The organism is Bacillus kwashiorkori (assembly GCF_001375515.1).
Lineage (GTDB): Bacteria > Bacillota > Bacilli > Bacillales > Caldibacillaceae > Bacillus_BK > Bacillus_BK kwashiorkori.
Genome location: NZ_CTDX01000016.1, coordinates 711,064 through 732,772 on the forward strand (window position 1 = coordinate 711,064; position 21,709 = coordinate 732,772).

The 21,709-nt window shown below is 33.2% G+C and carries 21 protein-coding genes; 10 read left to right on the top strand and 11 right to left on the bottom strand.

Annotated elements, in window-relative coordinates; genetic code table 11:
* Window positions 1-49 precede the first annotated feature (49 nt).
* A complete protein-coding gene (gene mscL / locus BN1242_RS12690; protein ID WP_062356774.1) occupies window positions 50-457 on the top strand; it encodes a large conductance mechanosensitive channel protein MscL in 408 nt (135 codons plus the stop codon).
* A 419-nt stretch (window positions 458-876) separates the two neighbouring features.
* Here the strand turns inward: mscL and pepF are convergent, their stop codons facing one another.
* On the bottom strand, window positions 877-2,691 hold the full coding sequence (gene pepF, locus BN1242_RS12695) for an oligoendopeptidase F (RefSeq protein WP_062356777.1): 1,815 nt from the start codon (window positions 2,689-2,691) through the stop codon (window positions 877-879).
* Window positions 2,692-2,886: 195 nt separating this feature from the next.
* On the opposite strand from pepF, the gene BN1242_RS12700 reads away from it, so the two are divergent.
* Together BN1242_RS12700 and BN1242_RS12705 are read left to right on the top strand one after the other, a co-directional pair.
* Window positions 2,887-3,795, top strand: coding sequence for a cysteine hydrolase family protein (locus BN1242_RS12700; protein WP_062356780.1), 909 nt, complete (start codon window positions 2,887-2,889; stop codon window positions 3,793-3,795).
* A 132-nt stretch (window positions 3,796-3,927) separates the two neighbouring features.
* A complete protein-coding gene (locus BN1242_RS12705) occupies window positions 3,928-4,545 on the top strand; it encodes a YitT family protein (protein ID WP_062356784.1) in 618 nt (205 codons plus the stop codon).
* 147 nt (window positions 4,546-4,692) lie between these two features.
* On the opposite strand, the gene cysC is transcribed toward BN1242_RS12705, so the two are convergent.
* From cysC to BN1242_RS12730, 5 genes are all read right to left on the bottom strand, one after another.
* A complete protein-coding gene (gene cysC, locus BN1242_RS12710) occupies window positions 4,693-5,298 on the bottom strand; it encodes an adenylyl-sulfate kinase (protein ID WP_062356787.1) in 606 nt (201 codons plus the stop codon).
* Window positions 5,288-6,445 carry a sulfate adenylyltransferase gene (gene sat / locus BN1242_RS12715; protein WP_420806034.1) on the bottom strand — a complete coding sequence of 386 codons (1,158 nt, stop codon included), beginning with the start codon at window positions 6,443-6,445 and terminating at the stop codon, window positions 5,288-5,290. Before sat ends, cysC begins: the two co-directional genes overlap by 11 nt.
* 72 nt (window positions 6,446-6,517) lie before the next feature.
* Window positions 6,518-7,252: a phosphoadenylyl-sulfate reductase gene (locus tag BN1242_RS12720; RefSeq protein WP_062356789.1), complete on the bottom strand. Its 735-nt coding sequence runs from the start codon at window positions 7,250-7,252 to the stop codon at window positions 6,518-6,520.
* Entirely contained in the window at window positions 7,225-7,791 is a 567-nt protein-coding gene (locus tag BN1242_RS12725) for a histidine phosphatase family protein (protein WP_062356792.1), read from the bottom strand. The genes BN1242_RS12720 and BN1242_RS12725 overlap by 28 nt, the downstream gene beginning before the upstream one ends.
* Window positions 7,773-8,543, bottom strand: coding sequence for a phosphosulfolactate synthase (locus tag BN1242_RS12730; protein ID WP_062356795.1), 771 nt, complete (start codon window positions 8,541-8,543; stop codon window positions 7,773-7,775). Before BN1242_RS12730 ends, BN1242_RS12725 begins: the two co-directional genes overlap by 19 nt.
* A 186-nt stretch (window positions 8,544-8,729) precedes the next feature.
* On the opposite strand from BN1242_RS12730, the gene BN1242_RS12735 reads away from it, so the two are divergent.
* Entirely contained in the window at window positions 8,730-9,986 is a 1,257-nt protein-coding gene (locus tag BN1242_RS12735; RefSeq protein WP_062356798.1) for an MFS transporter, read from the top strand.
* 37 nt (window positions 9,987-10,023) lie between these two features.
* The gene (locus BN1242_RS12740) at window positions 10,024-10,308 is read left to right on the top strand and encodes a hypothetical protein (protein WP_062356800.1); all 285 of its coding nucleotides are present in this window, start codon (window positions 10,024-10,026) and stop codon (window positions 10,306-10,308) included.
* A 237-nt stretch (window positions 10,309-10,545) separates the two neighbouring features.
* On the opposite strand, the gene BN1242_RS12745 is transcribed toward BN1242_RS12740, so the two are convergent.
* The 4 genes from BN1242_RS12745 to msrA form a co-directional block, all read right to left on the bottom strand.
* Window positions 10,546-11,715: an alanyl-tRNA editing protein gene (locus tag BN1242_RS12745; protein ID WP_062356803.1), complete on the bottom strand. Its 1,170-nt coding sequence runs from the start codon at window positions 11,713-11,715 to the stop codon at window positions 10,546-10,548.
* 31 nt (window positions 11,716-11,746) lie between these two features.
* On the bottom strand, window positions 11,747-13,186 hold the full coding sequence (locus BN1242_RS12750) for a potassium/proton antiporter (RefSeq protein WP_062356806.1): 1,440 nt from the start codon (window positions 13,184-13,186) through the stop codon (window positions 11,747-11,749).
* Window positions 13,187-14,049: 863 nt separating this feature from the next.
* Complete coding sequence (locus BN1242_RS12755; RefSeq protein ID WP_062356811.1) at window positions 14,050-15,213, bottom strand: MFS transporter; 1,164 nt, start codon at window positions 15,211-15,213, stop codon at window positions 14,050-14,052.
* 209 nt (window positions 15,214-15,422) lie between these two features.
* Window positions 15,423-15,950 carry a peptide-methionine (S)-S-oxide reductase MsrA gene (gene msrA / locus BN1242_RS12760; protein ID WP_062356815.1) on the bottom strand — a complete coding sequence of 176 codons (528 nt, stop codon included), beginning with the start codon at window positions 15,948-15,950 and terminating at the stop codon, window positions 15,423-15,425.
* 297 nt (window positions 15,951-16,247) lie between these two features.
* Here msrA and BN1242_RS12765 point away from each other — a divergent pair, with 297 nt between their 5' ends.
* Entirely contained in the window at window positions 16,248-16,712 is a 465-nt protein-coding gene (locus BN1242_RS12765; protein WP_062356818.1) for a YndM family protein, read from the top strand.
* 59 nt (window positions 16,713-16,771) lie between these two features.
* On the opposite strand, the gene BN1242_RS12770 is transcribed toward BN1242_RS12765, so the two are convergent.
* Complete coding sequence (locus BN1242_RS12770; RefSeq protein WP_062356821.1) at window positions 16,772-16,996, bottom strand: hypothetical protein; 225 nt, start codon at window positions 16,994-16,996, stop codon at window positions 16,772-16,774.
* 169 nt (window positions 16,997-17,165) lie between these two features.
* Between BN1242_RS12770 and BN1242_RS12775 the strand changes: the two genes are divergently transcribed.
* The 4 genes from BN1242_RS12775 (at window position 17,166) to BN1242_RS12790 (ending at window position 21,599) form a co-directional block, all read left to right on the top strand.
* A complete protein-coding gene (locus BN1242_RS12775) occupies window positions 17,166-17,921 on the top strand; it encodes a TraR/DksA C4-type zinc finger protein (RefSeq protein WP_062356824.1) in 756 nt (251 codons plus the stop codon).
* A gap of 104 nt (window positions 17,922-18,025) precedes the next feature.
* Window positions 18,026-18,964, top strand: a complete 939-nt coding sequence (locus BN1242_RS12780; RefSeq protein WP_062356828.1) for a hypothetical protein — start codon at window positions 18,026-18,028, stop codon at window positions 18,962-18,964.
* 83 nt (window positions 18,965-19,047) lie between these two features.
* A complete protein-coding gene (locus BN1242_RS12785; RefSeq protein WP_062356832.1) occupies window positions 19,048-19,911 on the top strand; it encodes a hypothetical protein in 864 nt (287 codons plus the stop codon).
* Window positions 19,912-20,207: 296 nt separating this feature from the next.
* Complete coding sequence (locus BN1242_RS12790) at window positions 20,208-21,599, top strand: peptide MFS transporter (protein WP_062356834.1); 1,392 nt, start codon at window positions 20,208-20,210, stop codon at window positions 21,597-21,599.
* The last annotated feature ends 110 nt before the right edge of the window (window positions 21,600-21,709 follow it).

Genomic DNA, 21,709 nt, shown 5'->3' on the forward strand with positions numbered 1-21,709 from the left:
TAAAAAATTGAACATTAAAAGATATTTAGAATAGAAAAGGTGACGTGACGTGTGGAAAGAATTTAAAGAGTTTGCGATGAAAGGAAATGTAGTTGACCTTGCTATCGGGGTAATGATAGGTACCGCTTTTAATAAAATTGTAACCTCGCTAGTAAATGATATGATTACCCCATTTTTTGGGGTCTTTCTCGGTGGCATTGATTTTTCAGATTTGAAAATACCTGGTACAGAAATTAAATACGGGAGTTTTATTCAATCAATTATTGACTTTCTTATTATTGGATTTTCTTTATTTATCATTATTCGAGTAATCAATCGGTTACGAGAACTAAGAGTGAAAAAGACGGAACAATTGGACGAAAAGGGAGCAAAGGAACGTTCACCATCAAAAGAAGAAATGTTATTAACGGAGATCCGTGATTTATTAAAAGAACAAAATGATGTAAAAAAACGATAGTCCTTCATTGCAAAAGAACGGCTGGCGTACTAGTGTGCTAGTTCCTTTATATTTAGAGAGCCTGCTCTTATAATTTTCATCAAAGGCTACCTTGAAAATACAGCTATTTTCATTCACCATGTGAAAAATTGGTTTCATCGGTGTCTATGTTAAAGATTGTTGTTGATTTCCGTTTCAGGCGGACGCTTTCCGCGGGCACGGCCTCAACCGCTTCGACGCTACGCGTCTGTAGGGTCTTCGGCTCGTGCTTTTCCCGCCGGAGTCGCCGCCTTACACTACAATCAACAACTGCCTAAAAATAAGAGATAAATAGTAACATAGACACACATGATAATAAATTCTCACCATATAGAATGGAAATTAGTCTTCCTACTATCCTTAGAAACAGAGCTTCAATAATAATTATTCTTTTTGAAAATCTATTGGTAGCTGGCAACTAACTCATCGACTAATGAGCCAACATAGGCCACTGCCTCTTTTATTGGTGTTTGCTGAGACATATCAATTCCTGCCATTTTAATTAAATCGAGTGGTTTTAACGTTCCACCAGCTTGTAAAACTTTTAACCAATTGTTCGCAACAGATTTTCCCTCTAATTGTATTTTCTTTGCTACAGCAGTTGCGACAGTTAATCCAGCAGAATAAGTATAAGGATATAGCCCCATATAGTAATGAGGTTGTCGCATCCAAGTTAATGCTGCACCTTCATCAATCTCTACTTCATTTCCCCAAAACTCTTTTAAAATATCTCCTTTAAACTTCGTAAGATTTATTTCAGTGAGCGGATTTCCTGCTTCGACCCACTCATATACTCTCCGTTGAAATTCACCCTCCAGTAAATGGGTAACAAAGTTATGATAATAAGTTCCTAACAATTGTAAAATTATCGTTCGTCGCATCCGTTTATCGGTCGTTTTAGCCAATAAATGATTGGCCAGTAATAATTCGTTTAATGTAGAAGGTGCTTCAATAAAGTAAGTAGATGGTCGTGTATTAATAAACCGTTGATTTTTCCCAGCTAAAAATAAGTGTCCAGCGTGACCTAGTTCATGTGCTAAAACGAATGCAGAGCGGAGTGAATCTGCCCATGTAATTAAAATGTACGGATGCTTACCATATGGACTAGAACAAAATGCACCTGTTGATTTACCGATATTATCAGCTAAATCAACCCAACGTTCTGTTAAACCTTTTTCCATTATTTCAACATATTCATCACCCATTACAGATAAAGCCGCTAAAATCATTTCACTAGCTTCTGCAAAGGATACTTTCGGTGTATATTCTGGGTCTAATGGAGCTTTTAAATCACAAAATTTTAAGCGATCTAAGCCTAAAACTTGTTTCTTCAAACGAGCAAATTTTTGCATATGTGGTGCTAATTCATTTTTTATTACATCTAACTGGTTATGATACATCTTTTCTGTCACTTGTTGCGGTTGTAATAACATTTTTGTAACAGAAGGATAGTTTCGCAAATTAGCTAACGTTACTTGTGTTTTAACTTCGGTTGCATAAACACTTGCGAAAGTATTTTTATAATGTTTTAACGTTGTAACGAATGAGTCATAGGCTTTTCTTCTGATCGTTGTATTCGGTTCTAATTCATATCGGTCTTCATAAAGAGCAAAAGACATCGGTAATAGTTGTCCATTTTCATCTTCAATACTTTGAAATTGCATGTCTACTAATTTACTACGATTATAAATCATGTAAGGAGCATTATGTGTTTCACTTAATGCAGCTAATACTTGTTCTGTCTCTGGTGAAAAAGTAAAAGGTTTCATTGCTAAAATTTCATTAAGAAAGTTTTGAAATGGTAATAGTTCTTGTTGTTCATTAAAAAACGATGCAATTAAGTTATCATCCATTTGCAATATTTCTGATTTTACAAAGGATAGCTCTGCACTAATTTTCGCCTGGAAAGAGGCAGTTTTTGCAGCATTTGCTTGGTTTATAGGGTCGGAACTATCGGCAGACTGTTTCAAACTAGCGTATGTACTAACAATCACCAATCTAGTTAGTAGTTTTTCATAGTTTGTTAAGCAAGCTAAAAAATTTACTGAGGACTCATGCATTTTTCCTTTATAAGTTGTTACTGTTGCGATATCTTTAACAATATTGTTAAGTTCTATCTCCCATGCCTCATCGTTTGGAAATAAATCCGTTAAATCCCATGTAAGTTCTTCTGGTACTTCTGAACGTTTCCAACGAATATTAGTAGAATTTGTCATTTATAACACCCCTAAAAAATTATTTCGTGTTGCTAATTATTTTTATTATACATAAGTTATTTAGAAAGTAAAGTTAATTTTTTATACTGAAATAATCTTTTTTTAAAACTGTAAATATGAATATTCATATTAATTTATAGTTTTATGTTAAAATAATGAATAGATGAAAATGGGAAAGAAAAGGGGAGTTTTATTATGATCCATACAGCTTTTGAACAAATAGTAGATTTAAGTAATATTGGTAAACATAACGAGAAAAATCTAAATGAGATTTTAGCACTAGCAAAACGGGAACAGATCAAGCCCTCTAATTTAGATGAAAAGAAAGTGTTATTTTTAGGCATTGATATTCAAAACGACTTTTTGGAAGGAGGAGCATTAGGAGTTCCAGGTTCTATTCGCGATGTCGAAAATATTACGCAATTTATTTATAAACATCTTGATAAAATTACTACTATAGCAGTTTCAATAGATACCCATAGACCGATGCAAGTTTTTCATGCGAATTGGTGGGTCGATCAAGATGGCAACCATCCAGAGCCAATGACAGTAATTGAAGCAAAAGATGTAGAAAACGGAAAGTGGAAAGCCATTCGCTACGAAAAGCAAAGTCTTGATTATGTTAAAAATTTAGAAAGACTTGGTAAAAAGCAGTTAATCATTTGGCCTTATCATTGTATTGAAGGTACACACGGTGTTAGTTTGGAAGGTCAATTTGCTAATCTAGCTTATTTTCATTCTGTGGCGCGAAATTCTCCATTAAAAACGATTGTGAAAGGGCTTGAACCAACGACAGAAATGTATGGTATTTTCCAACCTGAATATAGTCCTACAAACTCACGGAATAATGAATTATTAGAGGAAATCGCTAATTATGATTTAATCATTTTTGCAGGAGAAGCGAAATCCCATTGCGTATTAGAATCATTAATGCAATTAATAAACTATTGCAAAGAGAAGGAAATAAATACGAACAAAATCGTTGTTTTAGAGGATTGTATGAGTTCCATTACAGGATTTGAACAACAAACCGAAACAATTTTCAAACAGTTAGCGAATGATTATGGTGTCCAACTTACCCAATCAGTTGATTTTAAATGGTAAAAGTATAGAGAGACTTCTTGTAAATTATAGGCACTCCATTTATACTCATTCATTTGGACATAAAATGATTAAATTATACATAAAATGGACAAGTAGATAGTTTCAGTGGGGATTGGATGGTGTTTTACGGTAATGAAAAGAAAACTAGTTACATATATTTTGTTAATATTCGGTGCCATTATTCAAGGAATGGCTATGTCACTTTTTTTATTTCCCCATTCGATCCCTTCTGGTGGTGCAGCAGGGATGGCAATATTATTAAATCACTGGTTTGATTTAACATTAGGTTTTGCACTTTGGTTAGCAAATGCTGTATTTTTGCTATTTGCGCTAAAATATTTCGGTTATTCTTGGACTATGAAAACAATTATAGCCGTAGCGATCACTTCTACGACAGTCAGCTTTTTAGTTCCATTAGTGGATTTACCGCATATACATATTTTCTTTGATATTTTAGCAGGAAGTATCTTTTTTGGTATAGGAGTGGGAATACTAATTCGTGTCGGGTCTTCTAGTGGGGGGATGGTAATCCCAGCTTTAATGATTGCAAATTATAAAAACTGGAGCCCTGGAAAAGTTATGTTATGTATCAACTTATCTATATTTCTTTTAAATGCTTTCGTTATTGATTATAAAATTGTAATTTATGCAATTATATGCCAGTTTTTCTCCACAAACATAATCGATTTTATCTATGGGATTAAACTACAAAAACTATCCTTCGTAACCCCACAATGGCGGAAACGATAAAAGCGGAGGCGACTGTACAGCGGCGTACGAACTGGAGCCAAGCTGGCGGAATATAGGAAACACGATGACGAGATAAAGGAATCACAATAAGGTCTGACTAAGTTATTTACTACATTAGCCAGACCTTGTTTTCATATGCAAATGGTGTTAATAATTAATCAGAACTCCATTATCGACTAAATAGCAAATGATTTTGTCTACTGATTCTTGAATAGTAAGTTGATCGGTTTCAATAACAATCTCAGGGTTTAGTGGAATTTCATACGGAGACGAAATACCAGTAAAATTATTAATTTTCCCGCTTCTAGCCATTTTATATAGTCCCTTTGGATCTCTCGTTTCACAAACTGTAATCGGGCAATGTAAATAAATTTCAATGAATTCATCTGCTTGAAACATCTTTCTAACTAGATTGCGATCTTCATGAAAGGGAGAGATAAATGCAGAAAGTATAATTTGGCCACTATCAACAAATAACTTCGCCACTTCTCCAATCCGTCTAATGTTTTCTTTTCGATCATCGTCGCTAAAAGATAAATCTTTATTTAAACCATGACGAATATTGTCTCCATCTAAAACATAGCTGCGACAAGATCGTAAAAATAATTCTTTGTCCACTGCGTTAGCCAATGTTGATTTCCCTGATCCTGATAATCCAGTAAACCAGAGAACACAACTTTTATGACCGTTTAATAGCTGTCGATCAGTTTTTTTTATTGCACTATCATGCCAGACAATATGTCTATTCGTCATTACTTACCTCCTCAAATATCGCATTATTTTCTTTTAGGCCCTTTATGAGTACTTCGACAACTTCTGGACGACTAAATTCTTTCGGTGGATACTCACCATTCTTTAACATTTGTCTCACTTTAGTTCCCGATAAAATGACATGATCATTTTTATCATGTGGACATGTTTTGGCTGAAGCCATATTTTCGCACTTTTTACAGTAAAAGCTATGTTCAAAAAATAAAGGTGTTATCCCTAACTCATTTATTGAAAAATGCTGAAAAATCTTTTGCGCATCATACGTTCCATAGTAGTTGCCAACCCCTGCATGATCACGACCAACAATAAAATGGGTACAACCGTAATTTTTTCTAACAATAGCATGAAAGATTGCCTCTCTTGGTCCAGCATAACGCATACTAGCTGGGAATACGGATAACAATGTTCTATCTTTTGGATAATAATTATTCAGTAAAATTTCGTAACTTTCCATTCGTATATCACTTGGTATATCATCTGCTTTCGTCTCGCCTACGAGCGGATGTAAAAAAAGACCATCAACCATTTCTAATGCCGTTTTTTGAATATATTCATGGGCACGGTGAATCGGATTTCTCGTTTGAAAACCAACTACCGTTTTCCAACCAAGCTTTTTAAATGTTTCTCTCGTTTCTATCGGAGTTAAATAATAGGAAGGAAATGTTGTGTATTTAGGAAGATTAATTAGTGTAATTGGACCGGAAACATAAAAATTAGGACGTTCCATTAGTTTTTTTACTCCAGGATGTTTTATATCGGTCGTTTGATAAACTAATTTCGCTTCTAATTCTTTATTTGGTAAATACAATTCTTGAATTTCCATCGTTCCGTAAATGATACCGTCTTTAGCTAAATTTACTTTTTCACCAATTTTTATCTTTGCTGCAGTTATTTCATTTATTGCTAGTGTAATAGGTAAAGACCATGGCAGCCCTGATGAAAGTCTCATGTCAAAAAGAATAGAACGATAATCTTCCTTTCCGATAAAACCTGTTAATGGACTGTAGGCACCGGTTGCTATTAATAACAGATCATTCAATTCTAGTGTATCTAACTCAATTAGTAGTCGAGAAGAATCAATGGGTTCATCGCCATTGATTCGATTAATCAAATTACCGCCATGTGGAATACTATCTATCAAGTAAATTCACTCCTAACTAACTCATCGTAAAATATTCGCTTCATAAGAAGAGTTGTCTCCTTATACATGGATACCGCACTCGGTTTTTTGATGACCAACCCAACGCCCAGCACGTGAATCTTCATTTCCCTCAACTGGGTGAGTGCACGGAGCGCAGCCAATACTTGGATAGCCGCGGTCATGTAATGGGTTATATTCCAAATGATTTAATTTAATATAGTTCAAAATATCTTCCCATTTCCAATGAATAAGCGGGCAAATTTTTATCTTTTTAAACTTATTATCCTTATTAATATACTCCACATTTCTTCTAGCTAATGATTGTTCTCGTCGTAATCCTGTTATCCATGCATCGACATCTTTTATTGCCTCTTGTAATGGTTGCACTTTTCGTAAATGGCAGCAAAGGTTTGGATTTTCCTTCCATAGTTCATCACCGTACCATTTACTTTGTTCATTTAAAGAGATGTTTGGTTTTACCGATTCGATTGTTAACTGTGGATAACGTTCTTTCGTTTTTTTAATTAACTCATATGTCTCTGGAAAATGTAATCCAGTGTCTAAAAATTTTACCGTAGCTGTTTTTTTTACTTTGTAAATTAAATCAATTAATACCATTCCTTCAGCACCAAAACTACAGGCATAGACGATTTTATCGTCATATTCTTTAAAAGCCCATTTCAATATATCAAAATAATCAACTTGATTATTTAATATTTCTTTTACTAATTGGTCATCCCAACTTTCATACGTTAGTTCAGCCAATTTTAAACCTCCATTTCCGTTTGAACCCATTTTCGTTTTGTAAAATCGAGGGTAATACAATCATTATTATTGATGCGAAACTTATTCATGTTAGTAATGGAATTGTAGTGGTAAATAGAAAGCAGCCCTCTCATCCATGAACCGTGACCAAAAACTAAAAGGGGGGACTTTGTTTTGTATTTATTTAAAAAGGAAATGATTCTGTTTTCAAAGTCAATTAAAGGTTCACCTAAAACTAATTGACGAGGATCCTCTATCCACTTTGTCCCTAACTTTTTTATTAGTAATTGTTTCGTTTTTCCTTCAAACATGCCGAAATCTAATTCATCTAATAGAGGTTCACTTATTGGTTCATAACCATAAGCCTCTGCAGTTTGTTTCGTACGTTTCAATGTACTAGTAAGAATGAACGTATTTTCTGGTAGTCTTTTCAACATTTGTTGTTTTACTTTTTCCATTTCTAATTGAACATGTTGGGTGATTGGAGCAATTTCGATATCTTTCCGACCTTGTAGGAGCCCTTTTTTATTCCAACTTGTAGGCAGATGCCTTATAATGGTAATTTGCATGAACTATCCTCCAAAAAGAATGTTTCACTTCTCAATCCTGCACGTTCTGTTTCTAATAATAAACAATCATGGATTTTTACATTGCCCAAATTTACATTTGGTCCTATTTCATTAATAAAGTACATTTGTTGTTTTGGAGAAGGGGCTTCAAAAATGATTTTTTTGTAATCAATATCCGTAATGAGTTCACGAATTAAATTTGACTTGACATTCCCATCAGTTGTATAGATTCCTGATGTGCCAGAATCGCGACCTTCCGTAATGACATAATCACAGCCTGCATCTAATAATAATTGAACTTCTTTTTTCCATTCATAAATTGGCATCTCTTTTTTTGCGTCTTTTGAACCTACTTCTGCAATGACGTGAAAGTCTTTTTTCAATTGATTTATAATATGAAGGCGCTCTTCAAGTGAAATATTTAATGTTCCGTTTGATACTTCTACCCAATGAATGTCTAACTGTTTTAAGAATTGCTTGTATTTGATTAGCTTATTCTCGTAATAACATTTTTCAAATAAAGTTCCACCGCAATATGGAATAATATTATAGCTTTTATATAGAGAAATTTTTTCATTTAAGTTCGGTGTTAAATAAGCAGTACCTATGCCTAATTTGGCAATATCAATAAAATCACTATAGTCCTTTAATATATTCTTTAATTCTCCAACGGAAGTTCCGAAATCAACAATAGAAGTTAATCCGTATGTTCGCTTTTTTTTGGTTCTTTTAGGTAAATTCAAAAACTCCATATTTGCGCCTCCTCAATATTTCTAGGATAGATTATTCAAAAGTTAGGCGAATGTGTAACATTCCTCTCACTTTTTAGGAAATTAGGCATCTGCCCTAATCATTGTTAACAAGTAGCAGTGAATAAAGTTAACAATCCTTTCACACAATAGGATAAGATATACCCACGATGTTAGGAGCGATTAAATTTGCCGAAAAAGAAAGCAAAAGGTTTAACCATTTTAGCAATTGCATCAATACCGCTCATATTAGTTTTAGGAAACTCAATGTTAATTCCAGTTTTGCCTAAAATGAAGTCGGAACTTCATATTTCCCAATTTAAAGTAAGTCTCATTATTTCAGTATTTTCTATTGCTGCTGGCATTGCTATCCCGGTTTTAGGATATTTATCGGATCGTTTTTCGCGGAAAGCAGTTATTATCCCAGCTTTAACTTTATATGGTTTAGGGGGGCTATTAGCTGGAGCAGCCTCAGCTTGGTTTGCTAATGCATACACGTGGATATTAGCAGGAAGAATTATGCAAGGAATTGGTGCAGCTGGTACTGCTCCCATTGCTATGGCATTAACAGGGGACTTATTTAAAGGTGGAGAACAAAGTAAAGTATTAGGTTTAGTTGAGGCTTCTAATGGTTTTGGAAAAGTAATTAGTCCGATTATTGGTTCCTTGCTTGCATTATTGTTTTGGTATGCTGCCTTTTTTGCATTTCCATTATTTTGTTTAGCTTCGATATTGTTAACTATCTTTTTCGTTAAGGAGAAGAAAGCAAATAAAAATCCACCTCCAGTGAAACAATACGTAAAAGGACTATTGTCTGTTTTTAAAACAGAAGGTCGTTGGTTATTTGTTGCATACTTAACAGGTGCAACTTGTTTATTTACATTATTCGGGATTCTTTTTTACATTTCGGATATATTAGAAAAGGACTATAAAATTGATGGGGTATTAAAGGGTGGTATATTGGCCATACCGTTGCTATTTATGACAACAACATCATATATAACAGGAAGCAAAATTGGCAAACGAATGAAGGTTATGAAAACTTCGATTGTTGTAGGTTTATTGCTAATGACCATTTCATTTGCGTCACTAGTTTTTTTTGAAAGGCTTGTTCCTTTCTTTTCAGTTCTAGTTATAAGTAGTATCGGAACTGGCTTAGCACTCCCATGTATTAATAGTTTTATTACTGGATCGGTACCTACTGATCGCCGAGGTTTTGTAACCTCCCTTTACGGTTCGGTCCGTTTTTTTGGAGTAGCAATTGGCCCGCCTGTATATAGCAGTTTAATGGCGTGGTCACGGAGCGGAATGTTTTTAACAACCGCTGGATTAACTTTAATCGTCTGCTTATTATCGCTTTTCTTAATTCGTGTTGGTAAAAAAGAAAAGGGGAGAGAAGCGGATGAAAATAATGACACATTGTTTAGCAAATTACAATTAACATGAAATACTTATATGATATTGAAAAAAGGAGATAGAAAATATGGAAATTTATTTTTCTCCAGAAGTAATTACACCTCATTTTCAAATATTAAATGTTGTTAATTCAGCCGAGAAGGCAGTTGGAAATTTAGCACTAATGTTCGATGAGAAAAAAATCTTTGTTTATGGTATTTTAGAAGAAGGTGGAGTAGGTCACGATTTTAAAGATTTAGTTAAGCCGTATTTAAAAGGTTTAAATAAAGCGAAACCTGATTTAGATATATATTCTTGTCTGTATGTTGGCTGTGAAAAAGTCAACTTAAATGAAGATGAAAAAGAAAAATAAGTAACATTTTATGGAAAACGGCAGGTAATTCCCTGCCGTTACTTTTTTAGTTATGTTAAAGATTGTTGTTGATTTCCGTTACAGGCGACGCTTTCCGCGGGCACGGCCTCAGCCGCTTCGATGCTATGCGTCTGTAGGGTCTTCGGCTCGTACTGTCGCCGCCGGAATCAGCGCCTTACACTACAATCAACAACTGCCTAAAATTCAACAATAAACAATAACATAGCCTTTTTAAGACTACATGTTAACAAATTCATCTTTTACGAACTCAATAAAGGAGAGTAAATCGTGCCTATTTTGAAAAATAGCTTGTGCTTTATTGTTGCTTCCGCCGCCTTTACCAGAATATGGTTGTACGTGTTCTTGAATAAATTTCCCACAATGGAATGAATTGTTGCTATTATGAGTGAAAATAACTCTTAAATCAGAGACTGATCCTAATAAGATTGGCTTATCTGTCTTATTATTAATAATACTTGCTAAGTAATTTAAATCTTTTACGGGAAATTCGTCGACAAAAATAATAATCGGTCCTTGCTGTTGCATTAATTGTTCTGTTAACAAATGGGCATATTTTTCAAATAAAACTTGATATTTCTTGTTTCGTTCTTTCTGTTCGATTATCATCTTTTCAATGTTATACTCTAACTGTTGTTCTGATGTTGTTAGTTGTTTCACTATGTTTGTAAGGATATTTTGTTTTTCCCGATAATCCTTTAAAGCCCGGATTCCACAAGTAAAATGAACACGTATTAGTCCGCGTTGTTTTTCCGTCTTCATAATTTTTAGTAATCCAATTTGTCCTGTGGATTCAACATGTGTTCCAGCACATGCATTATACTCAATGCCTTCAATTTCAACAATTCTTAATGGGTCAATATTTTCTGGATATTTTCTTAATGGATAATCAGCTGCTTCAGATTTTGATATATAAAAAACGTTAATTTTTTTATTATTATAGATCTCCTGATTAACATAAGTTTCTACTTTTTTTATATCTCCGTTAGCTACAGACTCTATATCTAAATCAATAGTTGCACTATCATTGCTTAAATGAAATGAGACTGTATTTGCTCCTAGTAATTGTAAAAAGATTGCTGAAAGTAAATGTTGTCCACTGTGGTGTTGAGTATGTTCTATACGCCGATTTTTGTCTATTTCACAATAAGCTGACAAATTGACTGGTTTAGCGCTTAAAACATGGATTACTTCGCCATTTTCTATAAATACATCTAACACATCAATTCCATTAATTTTTCCTAAATCACAAGGCTGACCACCGCCTGTAGGATAAAAAGCTGACGCTGCTAAAGTTATGTGATAGTGGTTATTCTGTTGGCTGATACTAGTTATTTCCGTCTTCCATTCATAAGTTAATGGCGAAGTGTAGTACAGTAATTCTGTCAAAGGTTTGACTCCTTTCAGAGATTAATTAAAGTTATTTTACAAAATATTTTTCTATTTTGGTACGATATTTCTTTGGAGCGAGGATATAAAGTATATCACCACTCTTTAATCTAGTTTCACCTCGAGGTGTTACTAAATCATTCTCACGGACAATGGCAGAGATAACTAAGTCCGCAGGTAAAGAAAGTTCTGCAATCCGCTGATTAATTACATTTGATTCATCACCAATCATAATCTCTGATAAATCAAGATCAGAATCTCCGGCTGCCATCAATTCTAAGCGGAATGGGATTTTCTTTGTCTTGCCAACTGTTAAATTCAATTTTTCTGCTAAAAAAGTTAATGTTGTGCCTTGAATTAGTGCAGATAATAGAACAATGAAAAAGACGATATTAAAAATGGTTGCGCTATTTTCAATTCCTGCAAGAAGAGGATAGGTGGCTAGTATAATTGGTACAGCTCCTTTTAATCCAGCCCAAGATATAAAAATCTTTTCATTTAACGAAAATTTCATGCCAATCGTACATAAAAAGACGGAAACAGGTCTAGCGATTAAAATAATGGCAAGTGATAGTAGAATGCTTTGCCAAATAACTTCTAAAAGATGGGATGGAAATACTAGTAACCCCAATAAAATAAACATACAAATTTGACTCATACTAGCCAGTCCATCATTAAAATGTAAAATGGATTGTTTATAATGAATATCCGAATTGCCAATATATATTGCCATTAAATAGACGGCAAGTAACCCACTTCCATTTATTAAAGTAACAGAACTATACGTTAATACAGCGATAGATAAAGAAAAAATGGAATAAAGTCCAGCAGATTGAAAATTAATGTAGTTAATAAATTTAACTGTTAATTTACCAAAAATTAAAGAAAATATTATACCAATTCCCATTTGCCAAAAGAAGTTACCTAACAGAGAGAATATTGTTTTATCAGGTATTTGGATAAGTTCAATTATCGATAATGTTAAAAAAACCGCCATTGGATCGTTGGAACCTGATTCAAATTCTAATGTATGGGTTAATCGCTTCTTAATATTCGTATTTCCAAAGGCGGCAAATACCGCAGCAGCGTCTGTAGAACCAACAATTGCCCCGAGAAGCATACCCTCTAATATGCTAAAATTTAAAATCCAAACGGCGAATAATCCAGTGATAACCGATGTCAGTAACACTCCTACTGTTGCCAAAACGGATGATGGGACAATAACAGACCGGATATCTTTTGCATTTGTTTTAAGTCCACCATCAAATAAAATAATTACTAACGCCGCTATAGAGATTAATTGGGTAAGATTTGCGTTGTCAAAATAAATAAAGCGGTTTAATAACATACCGACAATAATAAAAATGAGAAGGGTTGGAATTCTTAATCTCGTTGAAAATCTCGTAGATATAACACCAATTAATAATAAAATACCGAATGTTAGTATAAAAATATCAACGCTTACATCCATAAATCACACTCCTAACGTATTGAAAATGTATATTTAATTTTGTAAATGTTAAAGTGGGAAAATATATATAGAAACAATGATATTATATCATAAAATTGGTTTTGTTTTTAATTTCATACTGTGTATAATAGTCGAAAAAATTATAGAAGGATAACCTTTTGGAATTGTCACTGTTTTGTAACAACTAACTAATTGTAAAAGTAATTATCGTGTTATAATAAGGTTGTAAGATAAATAATACGAATTAACATTTCAAGAGGCTCAACCATAGTGTTCGTTCCGTAATAACGGTAACGACAATATGATTTACACCGCAAAATTGGAAACGGTTGCAATGGAGAAGCTTACTGGCAGAGGGAAAATCAAAAAAGGATTAACTTCACAGCGTAATCGACAAGAGAAATGGATGAATGAAAAAAGTTGAGTCAGTGGAGAAAGAACAAAGCTATTACCTACTGAAATATTAATAAGTACGTAAAAGTAGCGTTCTCGATCAAAAGATTCATTAAAGAAATGGAATTTCTAATGAGTTGGATTCAACAAATTCACTCCAAATTAATTGTCATATTCTGTAAGCGAAAAATGAACCATCTCGAAATTGCTCACGGTTAAACAATTGTAAGTGTAATAAAACGAGCCACCAATCGAATCTATTGTTCGGTTCAATCTTTCATTAAGAGAGAACAATAGAGCGGGAATAAGACGGAACAAACACACATCAGCTTATTCTCAAATTTACCCATCTAGTTATAAATTTCCACCAATCAAGGAAATGAAGCTGATGATGGTTGAGTCTCTTGAGATGTTAATAAAGAAGGTTGCCCTTGTAGGCAACCTTCTTTTATTGGAATAAAATTATTCAATTACATTTTATTGTTGAGACTTACTGTTTTGCCTAATTTCTTAGCAGAAACTAGTAAAATTATACTTACAAAGGTTAAAAAGACGGATCCTGTTAGAAATGCTTCCTCAGAAGTCATATTAAACATCCCAGTAACGGTTGATCCAGCAACAACACCTAATGAAAAGAATCCGTAAAACAGACCATATGCTTTACCGCGTTCATGCTTTTGAGAGTTTTGCGATATTAAAGAACTGATGGATGGAAATAATAGGGCAAAACCAATTCCGTAAGTACTCATTATTAAATATAAAATTGGAAGTAATTCTACTTTACTCAAAAAAACGAGTGAAACCGCAATTAACAACATCCCGACAACGATGATGTACTCTTTACGAAATGCATCGTATAATTTATTCGTTGGAAGAACGAAAAATAATATTGCTACAACTCCAAAAACACTCATTAACATGCCACTAATTTGACTATCCAATCCTAAGTCAGCCACTTTTAATGGTAACATATAAGCTAAGATTCCTTGTGAAAACATAAGTGTGAATGCACCAGTATAGGCAAAATTTAAACGCAAGTTTTTAAAAAGATCGAAATAGCTGCTCCAATTAAATTGGTTTGTTTTATTGGATTTATTACTTGAATTATTTTTAATCAAAAATGGAGAAATAATACCACTTATAATCATTAGGCCGCCAACGATGTAAAATACCCATTCTATACCGTAATATTTCGTAACGATACCACTAAATGCGGGCCCAAATATAGCAGCAAATCCGACAGCTGCCCCAGACAATGCCATCGTTTTTCCACTTTTATTCGTTTTGTATAACGATAAACTAGTAAAAGCAGCTGGTACTAATAAACCAGCACTTATTCCGTGTAGAAGGCGGACAATAAATAATTGAAGAGGGGTCGTTACAAATGCATATAAAAATAAAATAAGTCCTGTTGCAAGAAGACCGATTATTAATATAATCCGTGAACCGAGGCGATCAACAAAATCACCAGAAAAGACATTACTTATCATATTAGAAAAAGAGTAAATGCCAATAATAAAACCGATAAACATAGTTGTTGCACCTAAATCTAATGCATAAGTACTCATTATCGGTAACTGGGAAAACATATCAATAAAGGAAAGGCCAATTAAAAAATAAATGAAATAAATCATCCCAACTCACCCACTTCTAGTTATTATTAATTATGTTAACATGGAAAACAGCTGTTTTTTAAATGGGTATTTGAAATCTTCATGAAAAATAAGCGTTAATTTAATTATATCACTAAACAAGATAATGAAAAGGAAAGCACCGGTGAGATGCTTTCCTTTTTAACTGACATTAACAAACAACTTCACACTACTAAACACAGACAAGTATTTTATTTCCAATGTTTTTTTATAAATTCGTCTCGGCCTGATTTTTGACGGTCTTCCAAATATTCATCCGGATTTTTTTTATAATAATCTTGATGGTAATCTTCCGCAGCATAAAAAGGAACTGCTCGTAATATTGGAGTGATAATCGGCTTTGAAAATGTACCATTATTTTGCAGCTCTAATTTAGATTCTTCGGCTAATGATTTTTGTAATTCAGAGTGATAAAATATCGCTGTTTTATAGGAAGAACCTCTATCGTGAAACTGCCCACCATCATCTGTAGGATCGATTTGTTGCCAATAAATATTTAAAAGTGTTCGATAAGAAATTATATCAGGATCAAATGTTATTTGTACGGCTTCCAAATGTCCAGTTTCACCTTCTTTTACTTGTTCATATGTAGGATTTTCTACAGTTCCACCTGTATAGCCAGAAACTACTTTATGGACACCATTCCATTGATCAAAAGGTTTAACCATACACCAGAAACATCCACCAGCAAAAGTTGCTAACTCTAAATTTTCCTCCATCTATCTCACTCCCTATTTTTGTGTCTATCTTCACCAAGTCTTGCTTTAAAGAAACTGTTTTGAAGCTAAAACATATTTAAGTTTATCACTATTCTTGAAATTTGTTAAGGTGAAAAATTTTCTAATATGAAAAAACAAATCACAATTTCCAATTACTATTCGTCAAGTTGAGAGTTTAAGTTAAATTCTATTTGCTTAAACCGTTACTATTAGGAATAGTATTGCAAAAACTTGGTCAAGATAAAATCGAATAAGTGAATATGCTTATTAAACAGCCAGCAAAAAAGGAGGCAAATGATGAAACATATACGATCACTTATTTATAAATTTTTATTGTTAACACTAGTACTATTATTTATTTTAGGATTTGTATACGGAGTATCCATTGGTGATATTCTTGCGATCAGTTTCATTCTAACTATAGCAGCATATGTGTTAGGAGATTTATCCATTTTGCCCCGTTTTGGCAATTTAGCTGCAACGGTCGCAGACTTTGGTTTAGCTCTTTTTGGTGTATGGGTGCTCGGTTACACTTTTATTGAGGAGCCAATTCGGCTCGGTGTAGCAAGTTTCTTATCTGCTATATTAATTTCTGTTGGAGAAATATTCTTCCATAATTATTTAATCAATAATGTATTATTTACAACAGATAATGAACAACGTAAGATTTTCCGGGAACCAAATTATCAAACAGAAATAGCGGAGGAACAATTTCCAGACGTAGATTCTTATTTATATGAAGATGAAAATGAAGATGAATAATTAATATTAACAAATGAAAGGACTGCCCCACTTTTTGGAGCAGTCCTTAGCTTATTTGTTTAATTTGTTGAAGGGATACGTATATTTTTCATCATATTTTGCATGAAAGAATTCACTTTTTGTGAACGACCGTTACGCATCCCGACATAAGTGACTCCGCTCGCTAGTCCGACACCTAATAAAGACATCCAAATTTTTGTCCGGTTATTTCGTCTTTTACTTAAGTTTGCCGGAATCATTTTATTCCAGTTCATTCTTTTCATTTGACGCATCATTTTATTCATTTTGTTACCTCCTTGTTAGTCGATAATACTAACAGTATTAGTGTTTCTGTTTTTTATGTAACTATTCTAAGTGAATCCTTCCAATTGTCTTCATCCTCAAATTAACAAACATAAATCACCTGTTATTTTACAAAATAAAGATAAAGTTGATGGAAGGAGTAATATAATAATGCTGACAAAAAAACAAATCGAAACCTTCCGAAAGAAATTGTTGAAGGAAAAACATGAAATAACGGAAAGATTAAAGTCTAACGATCAATTTGGGATGGTTGATGGTGCAATCCATGAGGCAAGGACAGAGTTATCAAGTTATGATAATCATCCTGCTGATGAAGGAACGGAATTATTCGAACGTAGTAAAGATTTTGCCTTGAATGAGTTGGAAGAAAATCGAGTTAAAAATATTGATAAAGCACTGGAAGCAATCGATAAAGGAACTTATGGATTGTGTGAGCATTGCGGAAAGTCAATTTCAATAGAACGATTAGATGCGTTACCTGAAACGACTTATTGTAAAGAACATAGCCCAGAACAACAAATTTCTCGTGATAGACCTGTGGAAGAAGAAGTATTATCCCCACCATATGAACGTTTCGTATATGATGACGAAGAAGGGGAAAATACGTCCTTTGATGCAGAGGATGCCTGGCAAGAAGTAGGTAGTTTCGGTTCTTCAGACTCACCGCAAGACTTTTTTGACCCTTCTGGAGACTATAATGATGCTACGATGGAACACGATGAAAAAGTAGGCTATGTTGAAGATTATGAAAATTTTATCGGTACCGATATTTATGGGAAAAATATAACCATTTATCCTAATCGACAACATGAAAAATATGAGGAAGCATTAGATGAAGCTGGCTACATGACAACGTTTGGTGATTTACATCCCTTTGAATTAGATCCATATGTGGATAATGATTGATTTATCAACCACCTTTTCGGGTGGTTTTTTTCATTTATTTGCATGGAAAAGGATTTTTAAACGTAAGTATAAAACAAAAAGAGGGACGAGTATGGAGGAAGAAAATGATAACGGAAAACATCAAACTTAACGACTGGGTTGGCTTTATTGTTAATGTCATCAATGTTCCATTTTCTTATTTAGGGAATGTCGTTTTATTAAGTAACACGACTAAAGAGAGAGATGTTTTGTATCAAAAAATCCAAACCGAAGCAGAAAAGCGGCTTGATATAAACAGTTATTGGCAATTTATCGAGATTGATCAACCGTTTTTCAACACTGGTAAAGCTACTGTTCTCTTTATAAAAGTAACCAAACAACTTTTACAAACGTTTCAATTAATTCGCGAACAGTTGGAGAAAAATAAAGCTGTTTTATTTTGTGTAAAATTAACGAAAGACCCGACCGTTTGCTTATTAACGGAAGAAGGAAAAAGAATTGATGGAAATGATCATCATTTCCCGAGTTCATTAAAACAAATAATTATTAACCCACCTACAACTAAACAATTTACAAAAATAAAAGATAGTGACGATGGACTTTTATTTTTACAAATTTTTTGGCCGAAACAAAGAATTATTTTTATTGGGAATGACATACTAGGTAAGCATCTAAATAGGTTAACAACATACTTAAATTTCCAACAAATTAAAATAGACTGGGAAAATAAATTGATTGAAAATAATGAGAGCCATTTAGTGTTAAAAGGAATGAACGGTCCTTTATTAGATAATTTTTCCTTTAATGTTTTTGACATTATTATTATTTTTACATTCGATCCTTATGTAGACCGGGATATTTTACAGTTTTTCCGTGGAAAACCGTTTCAATCCATCGTATTACCATATAATAAACAGAAAACGAGAGAACTTTTAAAAAAACGTTATATTCCTGAAAATATTATTTCTTTGCCTGTTGAACATTTACGAACAAAGGAAGCAGCAATCCAAATTATAGCTAACATTATTCAATTGCAGAACGGGAGGCAAGACGAACTAAATTAAATTTTTTCCTTTTCAAAACTAATATTTTCTGCAATTCTGCAAAAAATAAGATTATAGGAACAAAAAGGAAAGTAGGATAAACAATGAGAAAAAAGTTCCATCCTAACAATATTCCATTTAGCGTCTTAATAATAATCCATCTTATTTTACTGTTTTTTACTATGAAGAAAAAAAAGGCAGAGAAGAAGGCGTTATTTATTTTACTCATCGCTAATACAGGTTTATGTTATTTGTTTGAATTTGTCGTATTGAATATATTCAAAGGATATAAATATAAGCCGAAGTTTTTTCGTAAAAAAGAAATTGACAACGTCGCGGGGGCAATTTTATCACAAGCAGTTTTCATCCCAATCATTACAATCATTAATACTGCCTTCCAGTTTAATTGGAAAGGGAAACTATTTTTAAGTGGAATTTATAGTGGAATTGAATTACTTTTTTTAAAGTTGAAAGTGTATGCACATCATTGGTGGAAAGTAATTTATACGTTTTCACTTTTGCCAGCAATATTTTATATTAGTGATTTTTTTTATCGAGCGTTGAAAAAGGGAAACAAACCAATCATGGTTGCGACATTATTATTAAGCATCATTTTCAGAGGGGCCAACCTGCTTTTTATATTTGCTCTTGTTAAAAAATTCCGTTTTGGCTTTGGAAAAAAGCATAATCTTCAAGAGCATTTTAAAGTTGGACCGCTTTATTCCTTTTTCCTAGCTGGGGTAACTACATTTTCACTAGTTTTATTTGGAAATAAAAAAGGGGGAATAATAGTAGTTGCCTTAGCAAACTTGCTTGACTATTTCTTACAAAAAACTTCGATTGTAAAAGGAAAATTCCATGATTTTATGTTAAATAACGCGATCCATATTTCCATGTTAGGGTCAACAATTGCATATAAAAAATTAATGGAAGATGCTTTCGGGAAATTCGGCTTCAGTAAGAAATGAAAATTTATTAAAAAAAGGAGATTAAAGATTATATTAAAATAATAATTAAAGGCATTTTCAATTTTGCCTTTTCTTTTTATTTTCCGATAATAAAAAGAGGGTTGTCTAATAAAAAATATCATGTTATTCTAGTTAACGTACTAAAAACCTATATATTTTCTCTACTTGTCATTGTAACTAAAATTGTTTGACTAATTCAAAAACATAATATATGCTAAAAAACATTAACATAGTTAGGTGACAATCCATACTTTTAATTATATCAATATAATATTTTTTAGTTTTAGGAGGCTATTATGAGTTCAACTACGATCCAACAACACGAACAAGAAAAAGTCGGAATATTTTCTCATCCGAAAGGGTTATATTTATTATTCCTTACTGAAATGTGGGAAAGATTTAGCTACTATGGTATGCGTGCCATTTTAGTTTTATATTTAACTACTTCGCTTGTTAGTGGCGGATTAGGAATGAGTACATCACAAGCTACCATGTTATATGGATTATTTACAGGTACTGTTTATTTTACTCCTCTAATTGGTGGATACTTGTCCGATCGCTTTTTAGGGCAACGTTTAGCAATCACTATCGGTGGGGTTACAATGGCACTTGGAAACATTGTGCTTTTTGCAATTAATTCCCAAGTAGGATTATATATCGGATTAATTTTCTTAATTATCGGTAATGGATTTTTTAAACCAAATATTTCAACCATTGTAGGTCACTTATATGAACCAAATGATCGCCGTCGCGATGCGGCTTTTACGATTTTTTACATGGGTGTCAATGTCGGGGCATTTCTTGCTCCATTAGTAATAGGGTTTTTAGCAGAAGATTATTTCAAAACAACATTTAACGGGGTTGTACAATACGGATTTAAATATGGATTTTTAGCTTCAGCTATCGGGATGATTATCGGACAATTGTTATTTAACTTACTTGGCAATCGTTATTTAGGAGAAATCGGTAAAAAACCAGAAGGTAAACCTCAAGTTAATGCTGATGGTACAAAAGTAAAAGCTCCTCCATTAACAGCACAAGAGAAAAAACGTACATTAGTTATCTTTATTTTAGCGGCATTTGTTGTATTTTTCTGGGCTGGTTTTGAACAAGCTGGTACATCATTAACAATATATACGAGAGATTTCGTAGATCGATCAGTTTTTGGTTATGAAGTTCCAACTTCTTGGTTCCAATCCATCAATCCAGTATTTATCGTATTACTTGCACCTTTAATGTCTGCTCTATGGATTAAATTGTCTTATTCAAAACGTGGTGATTTACCAGTACCAACAAAAATGGCTTTTGGGATGGTGTTCCTTGGCTTAGGATTTTTACTTCTTACCCTTGCCGTTATGAAAACTGGTAGTGACCCAGAAAATATTGCTCAAAAAGCAAATATTATGTTCATTATCGGTACTTACTTACTTCACACTTTAGGTGAGTTAATGTTATCACCAGTTGGATTATCAATGGTAAGTAGACTTGCACCAATCAAGTTTGCATCTTTATTAATGGCTGTTTGGACGGCTAGTTCCGCGGTGGCCAACTATTTAGCAGGTTATTTAGCAACATTTACTGCAACATTAGGTTATTTAGAATTATATACAGTAATTGGAATTGCTGTCATTGTTTTAGGTATCGTATTATTATTGCTTTCCAAAAAAATTACAAAAATGATGGCATAAAATATATAATAGGCATTTGATTAAAATGTTAGGGCTGTTTAAAAAGTATTTCCTATGAAGATTGCGAATTTTTCTTAGGAAAAAAACTTTTTAACAGCCCTTTTTCATTT

Coding starts and splice junctions, on each gene's coding strand:
- pepF (WP_062356777.1), bottom strand. CDS start 2,691: ATGACAAATTCTACTAATATTCGTTGGAAACGTTCAGAAGTACCAGAA.
- BN1242_RS12700 (WP_062356780.1), top strand. CDS start 2,887: ATGATCCATACAGCTTTTGAACAAATAGTAGATTTAAGTAATATTGGT.
- BN1242_RS12705 (WP_062356784.1), top strand. CDS start 3,928: ATGAAAAGAAAACTAGTTACATATATTTTGTTAATATTCGGTGCCATT.
- cysC (WP_062356787.1), bottom strand. CDS start 5,298: ATGACGAATAGACATATTGTCTGGCATGATAGTGCAATAAAAAAAACT.
- BN1242_RS12720 (WP_062356789.1), bottom strand. CDS start 7,252: ATGGGTTCAAACGGAAATGGAGGTTTAAAATTGGCTGAACTAACGTAT.
- BN1242_RS12725 (WP_062356792.1), bottom strand. CDS start 7,791: ATGCAAATTACCATTATAAGGCATCTGCCTACAAGTTGGAATAAAAAA.
- BN1242_RS12730 (WP_062356795.1), bottom strand. CDS start 8,543: ATGGAGTTTTTGAATTTACCTAAAAGAACCAAAAAAAAGCGAACATAC.
- BN1242_RS12740 (WP_062356800.1), top strand. CDS start 10,024: ATGGAAATTTATTTTTCTCCAGAAGTAATTACACCTCATTTTCAAATA.
- BN1242_RS12750 (WP_062356806.1), bottom strand. CDS start 13,186: ATGGATGTAAGCGTTGATATTTTTATACTAACATTCGGTATTTTATTA.
- BN1242_RS12755 (WP_062356811.1), bottom strand. CDS start 15,213: ATGATTTATTTCATTTATTTTTTAATTGGCCTTTCCTTTATTGATATG.
- msrA (WP_062356815.1), bottom strand. CDS start 15,950: ATGGAGGAAAATTTAGAGTTAGCAACTTTTGCTGGTGGATGTTTCTGG.
- BN1242_RS12765 (WP_062356818.1), top strand. CDS start 16,248: ATGAAACATATACGATCACTTATTTATAAATTTTTATTGTTAACACTA.
- BN1242_RS12770 (WP_062356821.1), bottom strand. CDS start 16,996: ATGAATAAAATGATGCGTCAAATGAAAAGAATGAACTGGAATAAAATG.
- BN1242_RS12775 (WP_062356824.1), top strand. CDS start 17,166: ATGCTGACAAAAAAACAAATCGAAACCTTCCGAAAGAAATTGTTGAAG.
- BN1242_RS12780 (WP_062356828.1), top strand. CDS start 18,026: ATGATAACGGAAAACATCAAACTTAACGACTGGGTTGGCTTTATTGTT.
- BN1242_RS12785 (WP_062356832.1), top strand. CDS start 19,048: ATGAGAAAAAAGTTCCATCCTAACAATATTCCATTTAGCGTCTTAATA.
- BN1242_RS12790 (WP_062356834.1), top strand. CDS start 20,208: ATGAGTTCAACTACGATCCAACAACACGAACAAGAAAAAGTCGGAATA.